The organism is Escherichia sp. 93.0816 (assembly GCF_013368855.2).
Taxonomy (GTDB): domain Bacteria; phylum Pseudomonadota; class Gammaproteobacteria; order Enterobacterales; family Enterobacteriaceae; genus Escherichia; species Escherichia ruysiae.
In genome coordinates this window covers 120,112-141,259 of sequence record NZ_JABWNC020000001.1, presented here as the reverse complement: position 1 = coordinate 141,259, position 21,148 = coordinate 120,112, and the positions used below count along the sequence as shown (strand labels likewise).

Here is a 21,148-nt window from a genome sequence, read left to right as displayed (position 1 = left end):
TATGCCGTTGATGGTCACAGCGCGCGGGTACAATTTGGCCTGTAGAAATGGCTGGAGGCGAAAATGCTGGCAATGAAGCGTTGTATGGCGATCATCGCGATACTGTTCAGTCCGCTGAGTGCGGCTGGCGATCTCACATCACAATTGCAAACCTTTTTTGCCGCACAACTGGCAGGGTTGAGTGATGAAGTCCGGGTCTCTATTCGTACTGCGCCCCATTTACTGCCTCCGTGTGAACAGCCGTTGCTGTCGATGACCAGCAATTCTCGCCTGTGGGGCAATGTGAATGTGCTGGCACGCTGCGGCAACGACAAACGATATTTGCAGGTTAATGTGCAGGCCACGGGAAATTATGTGGTTGCTGCGATGCCCGTTGTGCGGGGAGGAAAGCTGGAATCTGGCAGTGTCAAACTAAAGCGCGGACGGCTGGACACCTTACCGCCGCGTACTGTGCTGGATGTCAATCAACTTGTTGATGCCGTCAGCCTGCGCGATCTGGCGCCCGAGCAGCCTGTACAGCTAACCATGCTGCGCCAAGCCTGGCGAGTCAAAGCCGGTCAACGCGTCAATGTGATTGCCAGCGGCGATGGATTCAGCGCCAATGCTGAAGGTCAGGCACTGAACAATGCCGCCGTCGCGCAAAATGCTCGTGTCCGCATGATGTCGGGTCAGGTGGTCAGTGGCGTGGTGGATGCTGATGGGAATATTCTTATAAACCTGTAAGCTATTAAAGATTGACCGACTATTGCCGATAAATAAGCAACAAATGATAAAAGCGCCCTCAATGAGGAATAAACCATGAGTATTGACCGCACTTCACCTCTGAAGCCCGTAAGCACCGTTCAGCCACGCGAAAACACTGACGCGCCGGTAGCCAATACCCGCTCGACTAAAACGACCGCAGCCACCAGCACCAGCGTCACGTTAAGCGATGCGCAGGCAAAACTGATGCAACCAGGCAGCAGTGATATCAATCTTGAACGCGTAGAAGCGTTGAGACAGGCGATTCGTAACGGCGAGCTAAAAATGGATATCGGTAAAATTGCCGACGCACTGATCAGCGAAGTACAACAAGACTTACTGAGTAAATAGGCTTATGACGCGTCTTGCAGAGATCCTCGACCAGATGTCCGCAGTGCTTAACGAGCTTAAAATGGTGATGGATCAAGAGCAACAACATCTCTCTATGGGGCAGATCAACGGCAGCCAGTTGCAATGGATTACAGAACAAAAAAGCTCACTGCTGGCAACGCTGGATTACCTTGAGCAGTTACGTCGGCAAACACTGGATACTGCAAACAGCGACGATATCGCGCAGCGTTGGCGGGAAATTACCGTGAAAACGCAGCAACTGCGCCAGTTAAATCAACATAACGGCTGGTTACTGGAAGGACAGATTGAGCGCAATCAACAGGCGCTTGAGATGCTGAAACCGCATCAGGAACCGACGCTGTACGGGGCTAACGGTCAAACCTCAACGTCCCATCGCGGCAGTAAAAAGATATCTATCTGAAGATTTTCTCCGGCCTGCAATGCAGGCCGGAACGCATTATTACACCGTCCGACGGGCAAACTCTTTAACTTTGAAGCCCAGCACCGCCAGCGCGGCAAAGTATGCCGCGATCCCCGCGACAACAACCGCCATCAAGCGTAGTAAGCGCCAGGGCATAGTGCCCAATGACCACTCTGGCATGATGTGTAACATGCCTAACAGCACGCCAGACATCACCAATACGGCTACCAACAAACGCAGCAGAAACGCAGTCCAGCCGGGCTGCGGGGTGAAGATTTTCTGCTTACGCAACTGCCAGTACAGCAGCGAAGCATTCAGACAAGCAGCCAGACCAATGGAAAGCGACAATCCGGCATGTTTCAACGGGCCGATAAACGCCAGGTTCATCAATTGCGTCAGGATCAGCGTGACGATGGCTATTTTTACCGGTGTTTTAATGTCCTGTCGGGAATAAAAGCCCGGAGCCAGCACTTTCACCACAATCAGGCCAATCAAACCCACCGAGTAAGCAATTAACGCCCGCTGGGTCATCAGCGCATCAAAGGCGGTAAATTTACCGTATTGAAACAGTGAAACGGTCAACGGCCCGGAAAGGATACCCAGCGCCACCGCGCTTGGCAGCGCCAGCAAGAAACAAAGACGCAGCCCCCAGTCCATCAAGCGGTTGTATTCATCGTGATTGCCGCTGGCAAAACTTTTCGACAGCGATGGTAGCAAAATGGTGCCAAGCGCCACGCCCAGTACGCCAGACGGGAACTCCATTAAACGGTCAGCGTAATACATCCAGGAGACTGAACCGGATGCCAAAAACGAAGCAAAAATGGTGTTGATGATCAAGGAGATCTGACTGACAGAGACGCCAAGAATCGCCGGTCCCATCTGTTTCACCACGCGCATCGCACCCGCATCGTGGAAGTTAATGCGTGGCAAAACCAACATGCCTATCTTCTTCAGGTGCGGTAGCTGATAAACCAGTTGCAGGATCCCGCCCACCGTTACAGCCCACGCCAGCGCCAGCACAGGCGGATTAAAGTACGGCGCGGCAAACAGCGCAAAACCAATCATGCTGATGTTAAGTAACGTCGGGGCAAATGCCGGAATCGAAAAACGGTTCCAGGTATTGAGAATCGCCCCCACCAGCGACGCCAGAGAGATCAGCAAAATATAGGGAAAAGTAATCTGTAATAGCTGGGTAGTCAGGGCAAATTTGTCGGCAGTATCAGCAAAGCCCGGCGCGGTCACCATGATTACCCACGGCGCGGCGAGCATCCCGGCAACCGTCACAACCGCCAGCGCGAGTGTCAGCAGACCAGAAACATAAGAGACAAAGACCCGCGTGGCGTCTTCACCCTGCTTGCTTTTATATTCCGCCAGAATCGGTACAAATGCCTGGGAAAATGCCCCTTCAGCAAAAATACGGCGCAACAAGTTAGGAAGTTTAAAAGCGACAAAAAAGGCGTCGGTTGCCATCCCTGCGCCAAAGATTCTGGCGACAATTGCGTCACGTGCGAAGCCAAGCACACGCGAAAACATGGTCATCGAGCTGACGGCGGCCAGCGATTTTAATAAATTCATCGGTGTTCTAATCCAGACCCACGGGCAAAACGCCTGCAAGGCAGGCGCTGAAAGAGGCGAATAGTCTACCTGGATTATGGTGAATTGCTACCGCCAGATGTTACAGGGTTTATTCACTCATCGCGTCGCGCCAGATCTTGTCAACGATGCGCTGCGCCAGCACCGCCTGTTCACCGGCGGTTTGCGGAACTGTCTGATTTTGCACGCATTCAATGAAGTGACGTGCGCAACCAACAAATCCACGCTGCTCGAGAGTACTCTGCCAGCCTGGAATCGGTTTATGCACTACCCCCTGCCCGCGCTCCTCACGCCATTCACGCATATCCGTAATGTCGATGAGCGCACCGTCAGTCACGGCCTGCACGGCTTCACGCTGACTTCCGGCACGGCGATGCATACTGGTGGTAATCTGCAAAGAACCCGCAGAAAAATGGTGCTCGGCAAACAGCATTTCGCCAGCGTCGTTAGTCAGTAGCGTGCCGCCATCCAGAGAGGCTTTGCCGCCAGACAACCACAGCGCGGTATCCACCACATGCAGATAATCATCCAGCAACGTGAAATAAAGATCGTGCGGGCCGACGCTATTGCTACGATGCTTATCCATTCTTAGCGAGGCCGCCGTAGCGAGTTGCGTTTTTAACTCACAGTAGAGCGGTGCGAAACGGCGGTTAAAACCGACCATCAGGGTGAGTTTTTTCCGCGCTGCCAGCTCCACCAGCCGCTCGGCATCACGCAGATTTTCCGCCAGCGGTTTATCAACACAAACATGCACCCCCGCGTTTAACAGCGCACTGACCACCTCAAAGTGGCTGGCAGTGCTTGAATGCACGAAAACTGCATCGCAACTGGCGGCGAGGCTGGATAACGAATCAGCGTAGGGAATGCGCCAGCTTTCACAAACTGGCAGAGCTTTCTCACGCGTTGGCGACCACGCGCCTTGTAACGTCCAGTCAGATGCTGCCGCCAGCACCGGTAACCACGCTTTTTGCGCGATGCCGCCTAATCCCACTACGCCGATACGTAATTTTTTCACTTTAATCTCCCAGATGGGCCAGCAATGAATCAAGACGCTGTTTCAGTTCTGCCACTTCGATTTCCAGTGCTTCGACACGAGCCTGTAAATCGCCGTCAACCGCGTTCGACGACTCCGTTAACACCGGCTGATCCTCAACCTCACCGCTGAAAAGATGCATATAACGGCTTTCACGTTTACCCGGTTCACGAGCCAGGCGAACCACAAAAGGCCCGTCTTCACGATTAGCCAGTTGTTCCAGCGTGGACTCCACTTCCGCCATATCGCTAAATTCATACATCCGCGCCGCGCGGCTGCGCAATTCGCCTGGCGTCTGGGCACCGCGTAACAACAAAGTGGTTATCAACGCCACTTCTGCGGCACCCAGTTTCAGATCGCCAAATTCTGAATTACAAAAGCGTTGCTCATATTTGGTGACCCGATTACCAAAACCGCTCACCGTGCGTAAATAATGACGTTTGACCAGATTATCCAGCTGCTCCTGCACCTCGGATTCACTCAGATTCATTACCGGTTCACGGTTCGTTTTCTGATTACAGGCCGTTACTACACCATTTACAGAAAGCGGATATTGCTCCGGCGTTGTCACCTGTTTTTCCAGCAAGCAGCCAATCACGCGGGCTTCCAGTGCAGTAAGTTGATATTTCATGAGATTCTCCTTAGCGGCCGGGCGCCCAGTCTGGGGTGGTTAATGCCGTCAGTACGTGATCGCGCCATTGTCCATCAATCAACAAATAGTCTTTCGCATAGCCTTCTTTTTCAAAACCCAATCTCGCCAGTAAATCACCGCTGCGTTTATTGTGCGGCATATAGTTGGCCATAATGCGATGAATATGTTGGGTGCGCTGCATATAACGAATGGCGGCGGTCAGGGCTTCAAACATTAGCCCTTTGCCTTGCCATTTTTGCCCGATCGAATAACCGAGATAGCAAGCATGAAAAGATCCCCGCACCACATTAGAAAAATTGGCAACGCCAATAATCTCTTTCTCATCCGGGTCGAACAACCCAAAATAGAATGCAGAACCTTGTTTATGAAATTCATTAATCATGCTTAACCTGGCCTGCCAGCCTGAAGGATAGCAGTGGCTTTCGTCGCGCACTGGCTCCCAGGGCTTGAGGAAATGGCGATTCTCTGCGTAATAATCCGCCAGCCGCCAGGCATCACGATCATGCACCAGACGCACGACCAGTCGGTCCGTGGTTAAGCGCACTTTTGGCACGTTACTGCGATAGCCAAACATTCTATACCTACTCCTTCCCGTAACGTCTTTAATACGCTGTAAGTATTACTATACCTGCGCAACCAGAGCCTGTGAAAAGTCCCAAATGCCATTTCCTGCATTATTCACATATTTGATAAAAACTCTCTATCAAAGAGGACTTTCGATAAAAAAATATTGTCCCGGGAATTGTGGGAAAAGTATTAGCGACCATGCAGAATAGAAAGTGCTCATCTTTTATTTCCCGGGAGGGGAAATGTCGCGCGTGTCGCAGGCGAGGAACCTGGGTAAATATTTCCTGCTCATCGATAATATGCTGGTCGTGCTGGGGTTCTTTGTTGTCTTTCCGCTGATCTCCATCCGCTTCGTTGATCAAATGGGCTGGGCCGCCGTGATGGTCGGTATTGCCCTCGGTCTGCGTCAGTTCATTCAGCAGGGGTTGGGTATTTTTGGCGGCGCAATTGCCGACCGCTTTGGCGCTAAACCGATGATTGTCACCGGTATGCTGATGCGCGCAGCCGGATTCGCCACCATGGGCATCGCTCAGGAGCCCTGGCTACTGTGGTTTTCCTGCCTTCTCTCAGGTCTTGGCGGCACTCTTTTCGATCCGCCGCGTTCGGCGCTGGTGGTCAAATTGATTCGCCCGCAGCAGCGTGGCCGCTTTTTCTCGTTGTTGATGATGCAGGACAGTGCCGGTGCGGTCATTGGCGCATTGTTGGGGAGCTGGCTGTTGCAATATGATTTCCGCCTGGTCTGCGCCACAGGGGCGATTCTGTTTGTACTGTGTGCAGCGTTTAATGCCTGGTTGTTACCGGCATGGAAACTCTCTACCGTGCGCACGCCAGTCCGCGAAGGCATGGCTCGCGTGATGCGTGATAAACGTTTTGTCACTTACGTCCTGACGCTGGCGGGCTACTATATGCTGGCCGTTCAGGTGATGCTGATGCTGCCGATTATGGTCAACGACGTCGCTGGCGCACCCTCTGCCGTTAAATGGATGTATGCCATTGAAGCATGTCTCTCCTTAACCTTGCTCTACCCTATCGCTCGCTGGAGCGAAAAGCGTTTTCGTCTGGAACATCGGTTGATGGCTGGGCTGCTGGTCATGTCGTTAAGCATGATGCCCGTTGGAATGGTCAGCAGTCTGCAACAACTCTTCACCCTGATTTGTCTGTTTTATATCGGTTCGATCATTGCCGAACCTGCGCGTGAAACATTAAGTGCCTCGCTGGCGGATGCACGAGCGCGCGGCAGCTATATGGGGTTTAGTCGTCTGGGTCTGGCGATTGGCGGCGCTATCGGTTATATCGGCGGTGGTTGGCTGTTTGATCTGGGTAAGTCGGCACAACAACCAGAGCTACCGTGGATGATGTTGGGCATTATTGGCATAATCACCTTTCTTGCTCTGGGTTGGCAATTTAGCCAGAAGCGCGCTGCGCGTCGGTTGCTGGAACGCGATGCCTGAAAACGCGATGCGTTCTGTTACCAGTGGTCGCCCTGTCAACCTGACGCGCCTTAACAGCTTGTTATTACCTGCCGCCGCAGAATTCAGTTTTTTCTGCTGGCGAGTTTAACGCTGGTGGCACATGCTGCGTTGTGTCAGGATATTGACGCAGATTTCATGTCGAGGACTACCATGAACAAGTTTTTATTTGCCGCTGCATTGTTCGTCAGCGGCCTGCTCGTTGGCTGTAATCAACTCACCCAGTACACGATTAGCGAACAAGAAATTAACCAGTCGCTTGAAAAACATAATAATTTCTCAAAAGATATCGGTTTGCCCGGCGTAGCTGACGCCCATATTGTTCTGACAAACCTGACCAGCCAAATTGGTCGCGAAGAGCCGAATAAGATAACCTTAACCGGGGATGCAAATCTGGATATGAACTCCCTGTTCGGCAGCCAGAAAGCGACCATGAAACTAAAACTGAAAGCACTGCCGGTTTTCGATAAAGAAAAAGGCGCTATCTTCCTGAAGGAAATGGAAGTGGTCGATGCGACGGTACAACCGGAAAAAATGCAGACAGTGATGCAAACGTTGCTGCCCTATTTGAATCAGGCATTACGCAACTACTTTAACCAGCAACCGGCTTATATTCTGCGCGACGATGGCAGCAAAGGTGAAGCAATGGCGAAAAAACTGGCAAAAGGTATTGAGGTGAAACCTGGCGAAATTGTCATTCCGTTTACTGATTAAACACGAGGGCGCATTCGCGCCCTTTATTTTTCGTGCAAAGGAAAACGTTTCCGCTTATCCTTTGTGTCCGGCAAAAACATCCCTTCAGCCGGAGCATAGAGATTAATGACTGCACCATCCCAGGTATTAAAGATCCGCCGCCCAGACGACTGGCACCTTCACCTCCGCGATGGCGACATGTTAAAAACTGTCGTGCCGTATACCAGCCAAACCTATGGTCGGGCCATCGTTATGCCCAATCTGGCACCGCCCGTGACGACCGTTGAAGCTGCCGTGGCTTATCGTCAACGTATTCTTGACGCCGTCCCTGCCGGGCACGACTTCACCCCGCTGATGACCTGCTACTTAACTGATTCACTGGATGCAGACGAACTGGAGCGAGGGTTTAACGAAGGCGTGTTCACCGCTGCAAAACTTTACCCGGCAAACGCGACCACCAACTCCAGCCACGGCGTGACGTCGGTTGACGCTATCATGCCCGTACTGGAGCGAATGGAAAAAATGGGTATGCCACTGCTGGTACACGGAGAAGTGACACACGCCGACATCGACATTTTTGACCGTGAAGCCCGCTTTATTGAGACTGTTATGGAACCGCTACGCCAACGCCTGGCTGGGCTGAAAGTGGTTTTTGAGCACATCACGACTAAAGATGCCGCTGAATATGTTCGTGATGGTAATGAACTACTGGCTGCTACCATTACCCCTCAACATTTGATGTTTAACCGTAACCACATGCTGGTTGGTGGTGTACGTCCGCACCTGTACTGCCTGCCCATTCTCAAACGTAATGTGCATCAACAGGCGCTGCGTGAACTGGTCGCCAGTGGCTTTAGTCGCGTTTTCCTTGGGACTGACTCCGCGCCACATGCGCGTCATCGCAAAGAGAGTAGTTGCGGTTGTGCCGGCTGTTTTAATGCACCAACGGCGCTGGGCAGTTACGCCACTGTCTTTGAAGAAATGAATGCGTTACAGCACTTTGAAGCGTTCTGTTCTTTAAACGGCCCGCAGTTCTATGGTTTACCGGTCAACGAATCGTTTATTGAACTGGTACGCGAAGAGCAGAAAGTGGCTGAAAGCATCGCTCTGACTGACGACACGTTGGTGCCATTCCTGGCCGGAGAAACGGTACGCTGGACAGTTAAACAATAAAAAACGTAGTTCCCTGTTGTCATTAGGTTATTTTACCTGTATAAATAACCAGTATGTAAAACAGGGGGCTATTATGAGAATTGAAGTCACCATAGCGAAAACTTCTCCATTACCTGCCGGAGCCATTGACGCCCTGGCCGGTGAACTTTCCCGCCGTATTCAATATGCGTTTCCTGATAACGAAGGTCATGTTTCTGTTCGTTATGCCGCAGCCAATAATTTATCGGTTATTGGTGCAACAAAAGAAGATAAACAGCGCATTAGCGAAATTCTGCAAGAAACATGGGAAAGCGCAGATGACTGGTTCGTTAGCGAATAATATGCAGTAATGTTTGTTTTTGCCGGGTCGCCCCGGCTTTTTTATTTTCAGCACAAAATTTCTACACTTCCTCAAAATAATTGCACGATATGCTAAAAAAATATGAATGACATGCTGTTTTATTGTTCATATAAATCTTAAAAACAAAAAAATATCTCTTTCCCCCTTTAAAAATTCTGTGGATACCCTTACTTATTGGTATACTGAAGTTGCTTCAGATAAAAATGCATTGAACCTCGAATAACGTTGTCTAGTAACACGAATTAGGGGGCCATGATGGAAAAAAACAATGAAGTCATTCAGACTCATCCGCTCGTAGGGTGGGACATCAGCACCGTTGATAGCTATGATGCTCTGATGTTGCGTTTGCACTACCAGACCCCAAATAAGTCCGAGCAGGAAGGGACTGAAGTTGGTCAGACACTCTGGTTAACTACTGATGTTGCCAGACAATTTATTTCGATATTAGAAGCAGGAATAGCCAAAATTGAATCTGGTGATTTCCATGTAAATGAGTATCGTCGTCATTAACTTGACATGACCATCCACCCAAAAGGCACCAGATTGGTGCCTTTACTATTTCTGGGTTGTATATCTGCATTCACTTAATTACTCTGCTTAAACCATGAGAGCAGAGAGAAAAAAATGAAATACGATCTCATCATTATTGGCAGCGGTTCCGTAGGCGCTGCAGCCGGGTATTATGCCACTCGGGCCGGTTTGAAAGTGCTGATGACCGACGCCCATATGCCGCCGCACCAACACGGCAGCCACCACGGTGATACACGATTAATTCGCCATGCTTATGGTGAAGGCGAAAAGTATGTTCCGTTGGTGCTTCGCGCGCAAACCCTGTGGGATGAACTCACCCGTTACAACGAAGAAGACCCCGTTTTTGTGCGCTCTGGCGTCATCAACCTCGGCCCTGCCGACTCCGAATTCCTCGCCAATGTCGCCCACAGCGCGGAACAATGGCAACTCAACGTCGAAAAACTGGATGCGCAGGCCATTATGGCTCGCTGGCCTGAAATACGCGTTCCTGACAATTACATCGGCTTGTTTGAGGCTGATTCTGGCTTTCTACGCAGCGAACTGGCGATTAAAACCTGGATCAAACTGGCGAATGAAGCTGGCTGTGCTCAACTGTTTAATTGCCCGGTTACCGCTATTCACCATGATGACAACGGCGTAACCATTACAACAGCCGACGGCGAGTATCAGGCTAAAAAAGCGATCGTCTGCGCGGGAACCTGGGTAAAAGACCTGCTGCCAGAACTCCCTGTCCAGCCAGTACGCAAAGTGTTCGCCTGGTATCAGGCCGATGGTCGTTATAGTATGAAAAATAAATTTCCGGCCTTTACCGGAGAACTGCCCAATGGCGATCAATATTACGGCTTTCCCGCCGAAAATGACGCCCTGAAAATTGGCAAACACAATGGTGGACAGGTGATTCATTCAGCAGATGAACGCGTTCCGTTTGCTGAAATCGCCAGTGACGGTTCTGAAGCCTTTCCCTTCTTACGTAGCATACTGCCGGGCATTGGTTGCTGCCTGTACGGCGCTTCCTGCACCTACGATAATTCACCTGATGAAGATTTTATTATCGACACCCTGCCCGGTCACGATAATACGCTGCTGATTACCGGTCTGAGTGGACACGGATTTAAATTTGCATCGGTATTAGGGGAAATAGCCGCCGATTTTGCGCAAGGCATAAATAGCGATTTTGATTTGACGCCATTCAGACTTGCCCGCTTCAAATAATCATCATCACGGCCTCAAAAATGAGGCCGTTTTTACAGGAGTTTTTAATGCGTCGGCTGGTGAACTATCTCATTAATAATATCCGCGAGCATCTCATGCTATATCTTTTTCTCTGGGGATTATTGGCAATTATGGATCTGATCTACGTGTTTTATTTTTAACCGCACCCCACTGACATAAATTGACAAAACCTTAATCTCTCTTTCATTTGGCGTGAAAAATTGAATAACTTTATTTCTGTCCTGGTAGCATTCCCCAGACATACCTCATCCTGAAACCACTAAACTTATGAAGATTCTTTCATTATTAAATCAAAATTATTGAAATAAAAATAAATATCATTCGAATTGTTATTTTTCAGTTGCAATTCATTCTCCAACGCGCCATTTTCATTCTTTCGCAAATAAGTTTCGGATGCATTTATGCCCCTTACAAATACCCCCAAACGCTATGGTGTTATATCGATGGCCTTTCATTGGCTGAGTGCAATCATTATCTACGGCATGTTTGCTTTAGGACTATGGATGGTAACGCTCAGTTATTACGATGGTTGGTATCACAAAGCACCAGAGCTGCATAAAAGCGTCGGTATTCTGTTAATGATGGGGCTGGTTATACGCATTCTGTGGCGCGTTATATCCCCACCGCCTGGTCCGTTGCAAAGTTATTCGACCATGACGCGTCTCGGCGCACAAATTGGACATCTCACGCTGTACTTTTTGCTCTTCGCCATTGGCATCAGCGGCTATCTCATCTCGACCGCCGATGGCAAACCGATCAGCGTTTTTGGCTGGTTTGACATCCCCGCGACCCTTGCCGATGCTGGCGCACAGGCTGACCTTGCCGGTGCCCTGCATTTTTGGCTCGCGTGGAGCGTCGTCGTACTGTCCGTTATGCACGGATTTATGGCCCTGAAGCATCATTTCATCGATAAAGACGACACCCTGAAGCGTATGCTGGGAAAATCGTCATCTGACTATGGAGTATAAAATGAAAAAAAGCCTGCTTGGTTTAACCTTTGCTTCCCTGATGTTCTCCGCCGGTTCAGCTATCGCCGCCGATTACAAAATTGACAAAGAAGGTCAGCACGCCTTTGTCAATTTCCGCATCCAGCATCTTGGCTATAGCTGGTTATATGGCACCTTTAAAGATTTCGACGGTACTTTTACCTTTGATGAAAAGAATCCAGCGGCTGATAAAGTGAATGTGACAATTAACACCACCAGCGTCGATACCAATCACGCCGAACGTGATAAGCATCTTCGCAGCGCAGATTTCCTCAATACCGCAAAATATCCGCAGGCGACGTTCACTTCTACCAGCGTGAAGAAAGACGGTGATGAGCTGGATATTACGGGTGATCTGACACTAAATGGCGTAACCAAACCAGTAACGCTGGAAGCAAAATTGATTGGTCAGGGCGACGATCCGTGGGGCGGTAAACGTGCGGGCTTCGAGGCAGAAGGCAAAATTAAGCTGAAAGACTTCGACATTAAGACTGATTTAGGTCCAGCTTCGCAGGAGGTTGATCTGATTATTTCGGTAGAAGGCGTACAGCAGAAGTAATGCATAGATGTTGCCGGATGACGCACATCCGGCACGAATGTTTATTTTGTTGGATCAGGAATGACCAGCGTCGTGTTCAGGCGTCCACGCGATTTATTAAAGATCTTATTGCCATTTTCTCGCCCGGCACGACGGCGGCGCTGTTCTTCTGGCGGTAATGCACTTTCTTCACAGCAAATCTCACTACAACAGCCCTTGAATTTCTCGGCACATGCCGGACACTGGATAAACAACAGATGACAGCCATCATTTCTACAATTGGTATGGCTGTCGCAAGGTGTGCCGCACTGATGACAATGCGCAATAATTTCGTCAGAGATCCGCTCGCCCATCCGCTCGTCAAAAACAAAATTTTTACCAATAAAGCGGACAGGCAAACCTTGTTCACGCGCCTTACGAGCGTATTCAATAATCCCACCTTCAATATGCCAGACTTTATTGAATCCGTTATGTTTCATCCAGGCACTGGCCTTTTCGCAACGAATACCACCGGTGCAGTACATCACGATTTTTTTATCTTTATGCGCCTGCATCATCTCAACCGCTTTTGGCAGTTGTTCGCGAAAGGTATCTGCCGGAATTTCCAGCGCGTTTTCAAAATGCCCCACTTCATATTCATAGTGGTTGCGCATGTCGATAAACAGCGCATCGGGATCATCAAGCATGGCGTTCACTTCCGCTGCTTGCAGGTATTCCCCGACGTTACTGGCATCAAATTGAGGATCGTCAATACCATCGGCAACAATTCGGTCGCGAACCTTCATGCGCAGCACCCAGAAGGATTTCCCGTCATCATCCAGCGCAATATTCAGACGTAAACCGTTTAAAGCAGAGTCAAAAGCATAAAGCTGTGCGCGAAATGTCTCTACGTTGCTCGCCGGTACGCTGATTTGTGCGTTGATCCCTTCATGCGCCAGATAGACCCGCCCAAAGACATTCAACGCGGTAAATAGCTGATATAAAGCATCACGGGTCGTTTTGGGATCGGTAATGTGGAAATATTTATAGAACGAAATGGTGGTGCGTGGTTCGCTCTCGGCCAGCATTTTGGCTTTCAGCGCGTCATTAGAAATGCGGTTGTGTAACACTGGCATGGTGTACGGTTCCTGCGGGGTGGGAAAGTAAAAATCCGCAGCATGATATAGCAATTATCAACAATTAACATCCATACATTTTACGCTACATTTGCGCATTAAAAATTATTAATGATTTACATACGCGGTAATTTCGCCCAGTCTTCGGTCACAAATTTTGGTTGCGGACGAAAAAATGCGACAATACATACAATTGCCCGTATAGGTTGAAAGACAGGATTGATATGACGAATCTACCCAAGTTCTCCACCGCACTGCTTCATCCGCGTTATTGGTTAACCTGGTTGGGTATTGGCGTACTTTGGTTAGTCGTTCAGTTACCCTACCCGATTATCTACCGCCTTGGCATTGCGGCAGGACGACTGGCGTTACATGTTATGAAACGTCGCGCCAAAATTGTACATCGCAACCTGGAACTGTGCTTCCCGGAGATGAGCGAACAAGAACGCCATGAAATGATGGTGAAGAATTTCGAATCCGTTGGTATGGGGTTGATGGAAACCGGCATGGCGTGGTTCTGGTCGGATCGTCGAATTGCCCGCTGGACGGAAGTGATTGGCATGGAACATATCCGTGACGTGCAGGCGCAAAAGCGCGGCATTCTGTTGGTCGGCATCCATTTTCTGACGCTGGAGCTGGGCGCAAGGCAATTTGGTATGCAGGAACCTGGTATCGGCGTCTATCGCCCAAACGATAATCCGTTGCTCGACTGGCTGCAAACCTGGGGGCGCCTGCGTTCGAATAAATCGATGCTTGATCGCAAAGATTTAAAAGGAATGATCCGGGCACTAAAGAAAGGCGAAGTGGTCTGGTATGCGCCGGATCACGATTATGGTCCGCGCTCGAGCGTTTTCGTGCCGCTGTTTGCTGTTGAGCAGGCGGCGACCACCAGTGGCACCTGGATGCTGGCGAAAATGTCTGGTGCGTGCCTGGTGCCGTTTGTTCCGCGTCGTAAGCCAGACGGCAAAGGCTATCAGTTGATCATGCTGCCGCCAGAGTGTTCACCGCCGCTGGATAACGCCGAAGTCACCGCTGCGTGGATGAATAAAGTGGTCGAGAAATGCATCATGATGGCACCGGAACAGTACATGTGGCTGCATCGTCGCTTTAAAACGCGCCCGGAAGGCGTACCTTCACGCTATTAAATCTCCCTTGCCGGATGTTTCGAACTGCATCCGGCATTACCGCTGCAAATCCCCCTGATTTAGCGATAAAAGCTCTGTACATTGCGTCACCTATAAGTCAGGCGCATAATTAGTGTGCTTACTTTTTCTTCTTTTATTCACCGCGCCTGGCGCACCAACAGCGGATTGCTATGTCACTCTGTGAAAATGACACCCCCATAAACTGGAAACGAAACCTGATCGTTGCCTGGCTAGGTTGTTTTCTTACCGGTGCCGCCTTCAGTCTGGTGATGCCATTTTTACCCCTCTACGTTGAGCAACTTGGCGTCACTGGCCACAGCGCGCTGAATATGTGGTCGGGAATTGTCTTCAGTATTACCTTTTTATTTTCCGCTATCGCCTCCCCTTTCTGGGGTGGACTTGCCGACCGCAAAGGCCGAAAAATCATGCTATTGCGCTCTGCTCTTGGCATGGGCATCGTGATGGTGCTGATGGGGCTGGCGCAAAATATCTGGCAGTTTTTGATCCTGCGGGCGCTGCTTGGTTTGCTTGGCGGATTTGTCCCCAACGCCAATGCTCTTATCGCCACACAAGTACCGCGTAATAAAAGCGGCTGGGCGCTGGGTACGCTCTCCACCGGCGGCGTTAGTGGCGCGTTGCTCGGCCCGATGGCTGGCGGCTTACTCGCTGATAACTACGGCTTACGTCCGGTATTCTTTATTACCGCCAGTGTGCTCATACTCTGCTTTTTCGTCACCCTGTTTTGTATCAGAGAAAAATTCCAGCCAGTCAGCAAAAAAGAGATGCTGCACATGCGGGAAGTCGTGACATCGCTTAAAAACCCGAAACTGGTACTTAGCCTGTTTGTCACAACATTGATTATCCAGATTGCTACTGGATCTATCGCGCCAATCCTGACGCTGTATGTCCGCGAACTGGCAGGAAATGTCAGTAATATCGCCTTTATTAGCGGCATGATCGCCTCCGTGCCCGGCGTGGCTGCACTGCTAAGTGCCCCACGACTCGGTAAACTTGGCGATCGTATCGGGCCAGAAAAGATCCTGATAACTGCGCTGATCTTTTCTGTGCTGCTGTTGATCCCAATGTCTTATGTCCAGACACCACTGCAACTGGGGATTTTACGCTTTTTGCTCGGCGCCGCAGACGGCGCTCTGCTCCCCGCCGTACAAACGTTGCTGGTTTATAATTCGACTAACCAAATCGCCGGGCGCATTTTCAGCTACAACCAGTCGTTTCGCGATATTGGCAACGTTACGGGGCCGTTGATGGGCGCAGCTATTTCAGCACACTACGGCTTTCGTGCTGTATTTCTGGTTACCGCCGGAGTCGTTTTGTTTAACGCGGTCTATTCGTGGAACAGCCTGCGCCGTCGCCGACTCACCCAGGTATCGAACTGATTTTTCGCCTTTCATACTTGCAAAAGCGGAGAATCAGCTATTCTTTCCCTGAACACCTCAGCAAATCAAAGGGAGAGTCGTGATGACTATGTACGCAACGCTTGAAGAAGCCATTGATGCCGCACGCGAAGAATTTCTTGCTGACAACCCCGGCATCGACGCCGAAGAAGCGAATGTGCAACAGTTCAATGTCCAGAAATATATTCTGCAAGATGGCGACATTATGTGGCAGGTTGAGTTTCTCGCCGATGAAGGCGAAGAAGGTGAATGCCTGCCCATGTTTAGTGGAGAAGCCGCACAAAGCATCTTTGATGGCGACTATGATGAGATTGAAATCCGCCAGGAATGGCAGGAAGAAAATACTCTGCATGAATGGGACGAAGGTGAATTCCAGCTTGAGCCACCGCTGGATACCGAAGAAGGACGCGCAGCAGCCGATGAGTGGGATGAGCGTTAATTACTCATATGCTCCGTGATGAATGTCGATCGGCAACAGTAATGTATCAAAGACTAAAGAGAATGGGAGATCAAGGATCGTGACATAGCGCCATGCCGAGTCACGTACATCCCATTGCACGCCGGGATAATATTGGTTGCCATGCCCCTGTCCCGGTATGGTGCGGCTAATGATGCTGCCACAACCACTCAGCAAAGCAACCATGATGCCTACTACAATTAAGCGCATTTGAACCCTCTTCTGTAAAAAAATACCGGCATTACGCCGGTATTTTTATTGCTGACAAAGTGCTTATTGTTTTTGCCGGATGCGGCGTGAACGCCCTATCCGAACTACGAAGCCTTGCAAATTCAATATATTGCAGGCATCTACACTTTTATTGCGAAGCCGTATCCGGTTTACGCAATGCCTGTGGATTCAGCTTTATCCCTTCGTAGTAACTCACCCATGAAGAATATCTCTCCGGTGAATTCCAGACGCGGAAATGCAAACGAGCCATTGTCACCGGATCGCTTAGCAGTACCAGACGACGATCGCGATTCAGTTTCTCTGGCGTCTCGTTCAGCGCCTGTTCAACATGGCGGTCACGGGCGATTTCCAGCACCTTACTGGCGCGGTGACGCGCGGTGGCCATTGCCGTTGCCAGAGCGTTAAACGACGGATTAAACACTGCGTGCATAAAGCCATCGTCGAGAGAACGTTGACGGTTCATCTCAAGGAAACGATCGGTATCGATCAGTACCTGAGGCGGTGAATACTCTTCCGGGATCAGGAACAGTTTCCAGCGTTTCGTGCGCAGCCCAACGGTTGTACGGCTGGAGATCACCGAAACAAACGGTGACAGAATCAGCGAGAAGACAATCGGTGCCAGCCAGAACAGGAAACGCAGATCCAGCCACGCCATACCGACCGCCCACACTAACCCCAGCAGCAGCTGTGAGCCGTGGCGTTTAAACGCTTCGCCCCAGGAGGTAGAGTCGTCATCACGTTGCGGGGAATTCCACACCACTTCCCAGCCGAGGAAGGCGCTAACCACGAATACCGTATGGAACAGCATACGCACCGGCGCCAACAGCACGGAGAACAGCACTTCTAACAGCAGCGATAACGTAACTCGCCAGAAGCCGCCATACTCTTTCGTTCCTTTGCACCAGATAAGCAAAATACTCAACAACTTCGGCAGGAACAGCAGCACCATCGTCGAGGCAAACAGCGCAATCGCCAGTTCAGGACGCCACTGTGGCCAGACCGGGAATAACTGCCGTGGTTGCAGGAAGTATTGCGGTTCGGTCAGTGCGTGTACGACCTGCAATGCGGTAGAGAGCGCGAGGAACATAAACCACAGCGGTGCGGAAAGATAAGACATCACGCCCGTCAGGAACACCGCGCGGTGAACCGGGTGCATCCCTTTAACCAGGAACAAACGGAAGTTCATCAGGTTACCATGGCACCAGCGGCGGTCACGTTTTAACTCGTCAAGCAGGTTAGGCGGCAGCTCTTCATAAGAGCCCGGGAGATCGTAAGCAATCCATACCCCCCAGCCTGCACGACGCATCAATGCGGCTTCCACGAAGTCGTGCGAAAGAATTGAACCCGCAAATGATCCTTCACCAGGCAGCGGCGCCAGCGCACAGTGCTCGATAAACGGTTTCACGCGGATAATCGCGTTATGCCCCCAGTAGTGTGACTCGCCGAGCTGCCAGAAATGCAAACCGGCAGTGAACAATGGCCCATAGACACGGGTCGCAAACTGTTGGCAACGTGCATACAGCGTATCCATACCAGACGCTTTCGGCGACGACTGGATAATCCCGGCGTTCGGGTTGGCTTCCATCAGGCGCACCAGACCGCACAAACAATCACCGGTCATCACCGAGTCCGCATCCAGCACCACCATGTAGCTGTACTGGCTACCCCAGCGACGGCAGAAATCGTCAATGTTACCGCTTTTACGCTTCACGCGACGGCGACGGCGGCGATAGAAAATCTGGCCTTCGCCCTGCACTTCGGCGATCAGCTCCATCCAGGCTTTTTGTTCTGCCACACAGATGTCCGGGTTGTAGCTGTCACTCAGGATATAAACATCAAAGTGTTTGGCATTACCGGTCGCTTTCACTGATTCCCACGTTGCACGCAGACCTGCAAAAACGCGATTCACGTCTTCGTTACAGATAGGCATGATCAATGCTGTGCGATGCTCCGGATTTAACGGTTCATCGCCAACGGTTGAAGCGGAAATACTGTATTTATCGCGACCAATAAGCAGTTGCAGGAAGCCCATCAACGCCGTCCAGAAACCGGCAGACACCCAGCAGAAAAGAACAGCGAAGAGGATCAGAATACCGGTTTGCAGCATGTAAGGCAGAAGCTGCATAAAGGAAACCCACAGATCCTGATCGACCATATCAACTGGATTAATCAGCGCCCACCCCTGATAAGGCAGGATGGTCTTCATATACCAGGTAGCGACGACGGTTTGCGCCAGAGTGAGGAGAAGCAGGATGTAACGACGGATGGTGCCGACGGTACGCCACTTTTGCTCGCTCTCCTGCTCTTCTTTGGTCAACCGCGCCAGATAGCGCGGCGTCACATCGCGCCCACGCAGACGATCCCAGAAACGCCCAACCGGGTTAGTACGCCACGGATCGGGGAACATAGAAGAACGTTTTGCTTTCGGCATTGCCTTAAGCTGATCGCGCCCTTCGTCGTCTTGAATTAACTGTCCATCAGCGAGTGAATCTGGCCAGGCTTGTTCCAGACGTGCTTTTACCGACCCTTGCGGGGAGTCATCCTCTCGCGCATAGGTCCGGTGTTCAGCATCCAGCGCCTGATGAACGGCGCGGATATCAGTCTTCGGCAATGCCGCTTTCTCACTTGCGGAGATGGGCATTGCGTCAATGTACTCGGTTGTCTTATTCATTGGCAGGTAACTGGTAGCTCCAGGTTTCACTCAACGTTTGATCGGCATTCACCAGGGCAGCACGCATTTCAGTGGTTTTCTTGGCATCTTTCACTTTCACGCGCATTACCAGACGCCAGCCTTTGGTGACCGGGTTATAACGCACCGTGCTTTCTACGATCTCACCATTATCGCCAATGCTGGTTTGTGCAGTGACCGGAGTATCCTCTGGCAGTTTTTTCATCTCTGCGCCGGTAAAATCGACCACAAAGGCGATAGTGCCGTCAGGCTGGCGAATCAGGTTCGACTGTTTCACATCCCCCGTTGAACGACGCGTCTGCTGCACCCAGGCGTTATCAGGCGCGTGAAGTTTGTCTTCATCACGGCTGAAAGTAATGGTGTATTTAAAGTTCATCTCTTTACCTGGTTCCGGTAACTGATCCGGCGTCCAGTAAGCGACGATGTTATCGTTGGTTTCATCGTTGGTTGGAATTTCCACCAGCTCAACGCTGCCTTTGCCCCACTCCCCTTTCGGTGTCACCCACGCGCTTGGACGGAGATCGTAACGATCGTCGAGATCTTCAAAGCGGGAGAAATCGCGGCCACGCTGCAACAGGCCGAAGCCTTGCGGGTTTTCCATCGAGAAGCTGCTGATCGCCAGATGTTTCGGGTTGTTTAGCGGACGCCAGATCCACTCACCGTTACCAGCATGGATAGACAGACCATTAGAGTCGTGCAATTCCGGACGATAATTATTTGCCGGAGATGGCTGGTTCGGCCCGAACAGGAACATACTGGTTAACGGCGCAACACCCAGTTTGCCGACTTTATCGCGCAGGTAGATTTTCGATTGCACATCAACAACCGTGTCACGTCCCGGCATAACAACAAACTTATAAGCGCCTGTCGCACGCGGCGAATCAAGCAACGCATAAATCGTTAAACGCTTGTCGGTTGGTTTTGGACGCTCGATCCAGAACTCTTTAAAGCGTGGGAATTCTTCACCTGATGGCAACGCGGTATCAATTGCCAGGCCTCGGGCAGAAAGACCGTAAACCTGACCTGCGCCAATCACGCGAAAATAGCTGGCCCCGAGCATACTGACGATTTCATCATTTTTATCTTTGCTGTTGATCGGGTAAAGCACTTTAAAACCGGCAAAACCAAGGTCTTTTACCGTGTCTTTGTCATGCTGAACATCGCCGAAAGTGAAATAATCCGGGCTGTATTTGATTCTTTTTACTGCCGTTGCAGTGACTTCATTTATTTTGACCGGTGTGTCGAAGTACATACCCTGATGGTAGAACTCGAGCTTGAATGGGGTCTTCAGATTGTTCCAGTATGCTTTGTCATGATTAAACTGGATCTGTTGATAGTCCGCGTATTTCATGTCGCGGAAAACGGAGGGCAAGTTACTTTTAGGCGCCTCATAGCCTTTCCCGGCTAAGGATTGAGCTTGCTTTGCGACATCGTCAATGCTGAAGGCCCAGCTTGATGATGTATACAGGGTTAACATTACTGCAGCACTCAACCAACGCATTTTCATCATTTGTAGTTTATGTTTCATAATAAGTAAGCACTTCCCCCTTTGTGTGCTTATATCGATCCGATCTATTTTAATGGATAACCAGCCATTCCGACAACAGAATCCCGGTATTATTCAGCGTGCCGGCTCATGGATTAAGCACCTGATTGCAACCGTTTTCACTTTCCGTGCTTCTCCTAAAGACAGAAGGAGCGAGTTCGTGTAGGGTTTGCCAGCAAATTTATTTATCAACCGTCTTACAGGCGCTTCCATTTTGGTTAGTGATTGC

General features: G+C 50.5%; 23 protein-coding genes. 15 read left to right on the top strand and 8 right to left on the bottom strand.

Annotation, left to right across the window (positions count from 1 at the left end):
• Window positions 1-63: 63 nt before the first annotated feature.
• From flgA to flgN, 3 genes are all read left to right on the top strand, one after another.
• Complete coding sequence (flgA, locus tag HEM79_RS00695) at window positions 64-723, top strand: flagellar basal body P-ring formation chaperone FlgA (RefSeq protein ID WP_176241238.1); 660 nt, start codon at window positions 64-66, stop codon at window positions 721-723.
• Between the two features lie 75 nt (window positions 724-798).
• On the top strand, window positions 799-1,092 hold the full coding sequence (gene flgM / locus HEM79_RS00690; RefSeq protein ID WP_000020871.1) for a flagellar biosynthesis anti-sigma factor FlgM: 294 nt from the start codon (window positions 799-801) through the stop codon (window positions 1,090-1,092).
• Window positions 1,093-1,096: 4 nt separating this feature from the next.
• Window positions 1,097-1,513, top strand: a complete 417-nt coding sequence (gene flgN / locus HEM79_RS00685; protein WP_176241239.1) for a flagella biosynthesis chaperone FlgN — start codon at window positions 1,097-1,099, stop codon at window positions 1,511-1,513.
• A gap of 39 nt (window positions 1,514-1,552) precedes the next feature.
• On the opposite strand, the gene murJ is transcribed toward flgN, so the two are convergent.
• From murJ to rimJ, 4 genes are all read right to left on the bottom strand, one after another.
• A complete protein-coding gene (murJ, locus tag HEM79_RS00680) occupies window positions 1,553-3,088 on the bottom strand; it encodes a murein biosynthesis integral membrane protein MurJ (protein ID WP_001050689.1) in 1,536 nt (511 codons plus the stop codon).
• Window positions 3,089-3,197: 109 nt separating this feature from the next.
• Window positions 3,198-4,121, bottom strand: a complete 924-nt coding sequence (locus HEM79_RS00675; RefSeq protein ID WP_000736172.1) for a Gfo/Idh/MocA family protein — start codon at window positions 4,119-4,121, stop codon at window positions 3,198-3,200.
• 1 nt (window position 4,122) lies between these two features.
• Window positions 4,123-4,770 carry a YceH family protein gene (locus HEM79_RS00670; RefSeq protein WP_176241240.1) on the bottom strand — a complete coding sequence of 216 codons (648 nt, stop codon included), beginning with the start codon at window positions 4,768-4,770 and terminating at the stop codon, window positions 4,123-4,125.
• 10 nt (window positions 4,771-4,780) lie between these two features.
• Window positions 4,781-5,365 carry a ribosomal protein S5-alanine N-acetyltransferase gene (rimJ, locus tag HEM79_RS00665; protein WP_176241241.1) on the bottom strand — a complete coding sequence of 195 codons (585 nt, stop codon included), beginning with the start codon at window positions 5,363-5,365 and terminating at the stop codon, window positions 4,781-4,783.
• A gap of 235 nt (window positions 5,366-5,600) precedes the next feature.
• Between rimJ and mdtH the strand changes: the two genes are divergently transcribed.
• From mdtH to HEM79_RS00620, 9 genes are all read left to right on the top strand, one after another.
• Entirely contained in the window at window positions 5,601-6,809 is a 1,209-nt protein-coding gene (gene mdtH, locus HEM79_RS00660; protein WP_000092223.1) for a multidrug efflux MFS transporter MdtH, read from the top strand.
• Between the two features lie 171 nt (window positions 6,810-6,980).
• Window positions 6,981-7,541 carry a lipoprotein gene (locus HEM79_RS00655; RefSeq protein ID WP_176241242.1) on the top strand — a complete coding sequence of 187 codons (561 nt, stop codon included), beginning with the start codon at window positions 6,981-6,983 and terminating at the stop codon, window positions 7,539-7,541.
• Window positions 7,542-7,646: 105 nt separating this feature from the next.
• Window positions 7,647-8,693 carry a dihydroorotase gene (gene pyrC / locus HEM79_RS00650; protein ID WP_000126575.1) on the top strand — a complete coding sequence of 349 codons (1,047 nt, stop codon included), beginning with the start codon at window positions 7,647-7,649 and terminating at the stop codon, window positions 8,691-8,693.
• Between the two features lie 73 nt (window positions 8,694-8,766).
• A complete protein-coding gene (dinI, locus tag HEM79_RS00645; protein WP_001217754.1) occupies window positions 8,767-9,012 on the top strand; it encodes a DNA damage-inducible protein I in 246 nt (81 codons plus the stop codon).
• Between the two features lie 276 nt (window positions 9,013-9,288).
• Window positions 9,289-9,543, top strand: a complete 255-nt coding sequence (gene bssS, locus HEM79_RS00640; protein ID WP_000414435.1) for a biofilm formation regulator BssS — start codon at window positions 9,289-9,291, stop codon at window positions 9,541-9,543.
• A 114-nt stretch (window positions 9,544-9,657) separates the two neighbouring features.
• A complete protein-coding gene (gene solA, locus HEM79_RS00635; RefSeq protein ID WP_000872757.1) occupies window positions 9,658-10,776 on the top strand; it encodes an N-methyl-L-tryptophan oxidase in 1,119 nt (372 codons plus the stop codon).
• A 47-nt stretch (window positions 10,777-10,823) separates the two neighbouring features.
• Window positions 10,824-10,937, top strand: coding sequence for a YceO family protein (locus HEM79_RS00630; RefSeq protein WP_001253739.1), 114 nt, complete (start codon window positions 10,824-10,826; stop codon window positions 10,935-10,937).
• A gap of 261 nt (window positions 10,938-11,198) precedes the next feature.
• A complete protein-coding gene (locus tag HEM79_RS00625; protein WP_021550586.1) occupies window positions 11,199-11,765 on the top strand; it encodes a cytochrome b in 567 nt (188 codons plus the stop codon).
• A gap of 1 nt (window position 11,766) precedes the next feature.
• On the top strand, window positions 11,767-12,342 hold the full coding sequence (locus HEM79_RS00620; protein ID WP_176241243.1) for a YceI family protein: 576 nt from the start codon (window positions 11,767-11,769) through the stop codon (window positions 12,340-12,342).
• 41 nt (window positions 12,343-12,383) lie between these two features.
• On the opposite strand, the gene trhO is transcribed toward HEM79_RS00620, so the two are convergent.
• Window positions 12,384-13,436 carry an oxygen-dependent tRNA uridine(34) hydroxylase TrhO gene (trhO, locus tag HEM79_RS00615; protein WP_176241244.1) on the bottom strand — a complete coding sequence of 351 codons (1,053 nt, stop codon included), beginning with the start codon at window positions 13,434-13,436 and terminating at the stop codon, window positions 12,384-12,386.
• A gap of 224 nt (window positions 13,437-13,660) precedes the next feature.
• Between trhO and lpxL the strand changes: the two genes are divergently transcribed.
• From lpxL to HEM79_RS00600, 3 genes are all read left to right on the top strand, one after another.
• Complete coding sequence (gene lpxL, locus HEM79_RS00610; protein ID WP_176241245.1) at window positions 13,661-14,581, top strand: kdo(2)-lipid IV(A) lauroyltransferase; 921 nt, start codon at window positions 13,661-13,663, stop codon at window positions 14,579-14,581.
• 170 nt (window positions 14,582-14,751) lie between these two features.
• A complete protein-coding gene (mdtG, locus tag HEM79_RS00605; protein WP_176241246.1) occupies window positions 14,752-15,978 on the top strand; it encodes a multidrug efflux MFS transporter MdtG in 1,227 nt (408 codons plus the stop codon).
• 82 nt (window positions 15,979-16,060) lie between these two features.
• The gene (locus HEM79_RS00600; protein WP_000180062.1) at window positions 16,061-16,435 is read left to right on the top strand and encodes a MysB family protein; all 375 of its coding nucleotides are present in this window, start codon (window positions 16,061-16,063) and stop codon (window positions 16,433-16,435) included.
• Here the strand turns inward: HEM79_RS00600 and HEM79_RS00595 are convergent, their stop codons facing one another.
• The 3 genes from HEM79_RS00595 to mdoG all read right to left on the bottom strand — a co-directional run bounded on the left by HEM79_RS00595 (window position 16,436) and on the right by mdoG (window position 20,883).
• Complete coding sequence (locus HEM79_RS00595) at window positions 16,436-16,663, bottom strand: YceK/YidQ family lipoprotein (RefSeq protein WP_001237191.1); 228 nt, start codon at window positions 16,661-16,663, stop codon at window positions 16,436-16,438. It abuts the gene before it with no gap.
• A 148-nt stretch (window positions 16,664-16,811) separates the two neighbouring features.
• Window positions 16,812-19,355 (bottom strand): glucans biosynthesis glucosyltransferase MdoH, encoded by a 2,544-nt coding sequence (gene mdoH / locus HEM79_RS00590; protein ID WP_176241247.1) that lies wholly within the window; start codon window positions 19,353-19,355, stop codon window positions 16,812-16,814.
• Window positions 19,348-20,883, bottom strand: coding sequence for a glucans biosynthesis protein MdoG (mdoG, locus tag HEM79_RS00585; RefSeq protein WP_072132895.1), 1,536 nt, complete (start codon window positions 20,881-20,883; stop codon window positions 19,348-19,350). Before mdoG ends, mdoH begins: the two co-directional genes overlap by 8 nt.
• Window positions 20,884-21,148 lie beyond the last annotated feature (265 nt).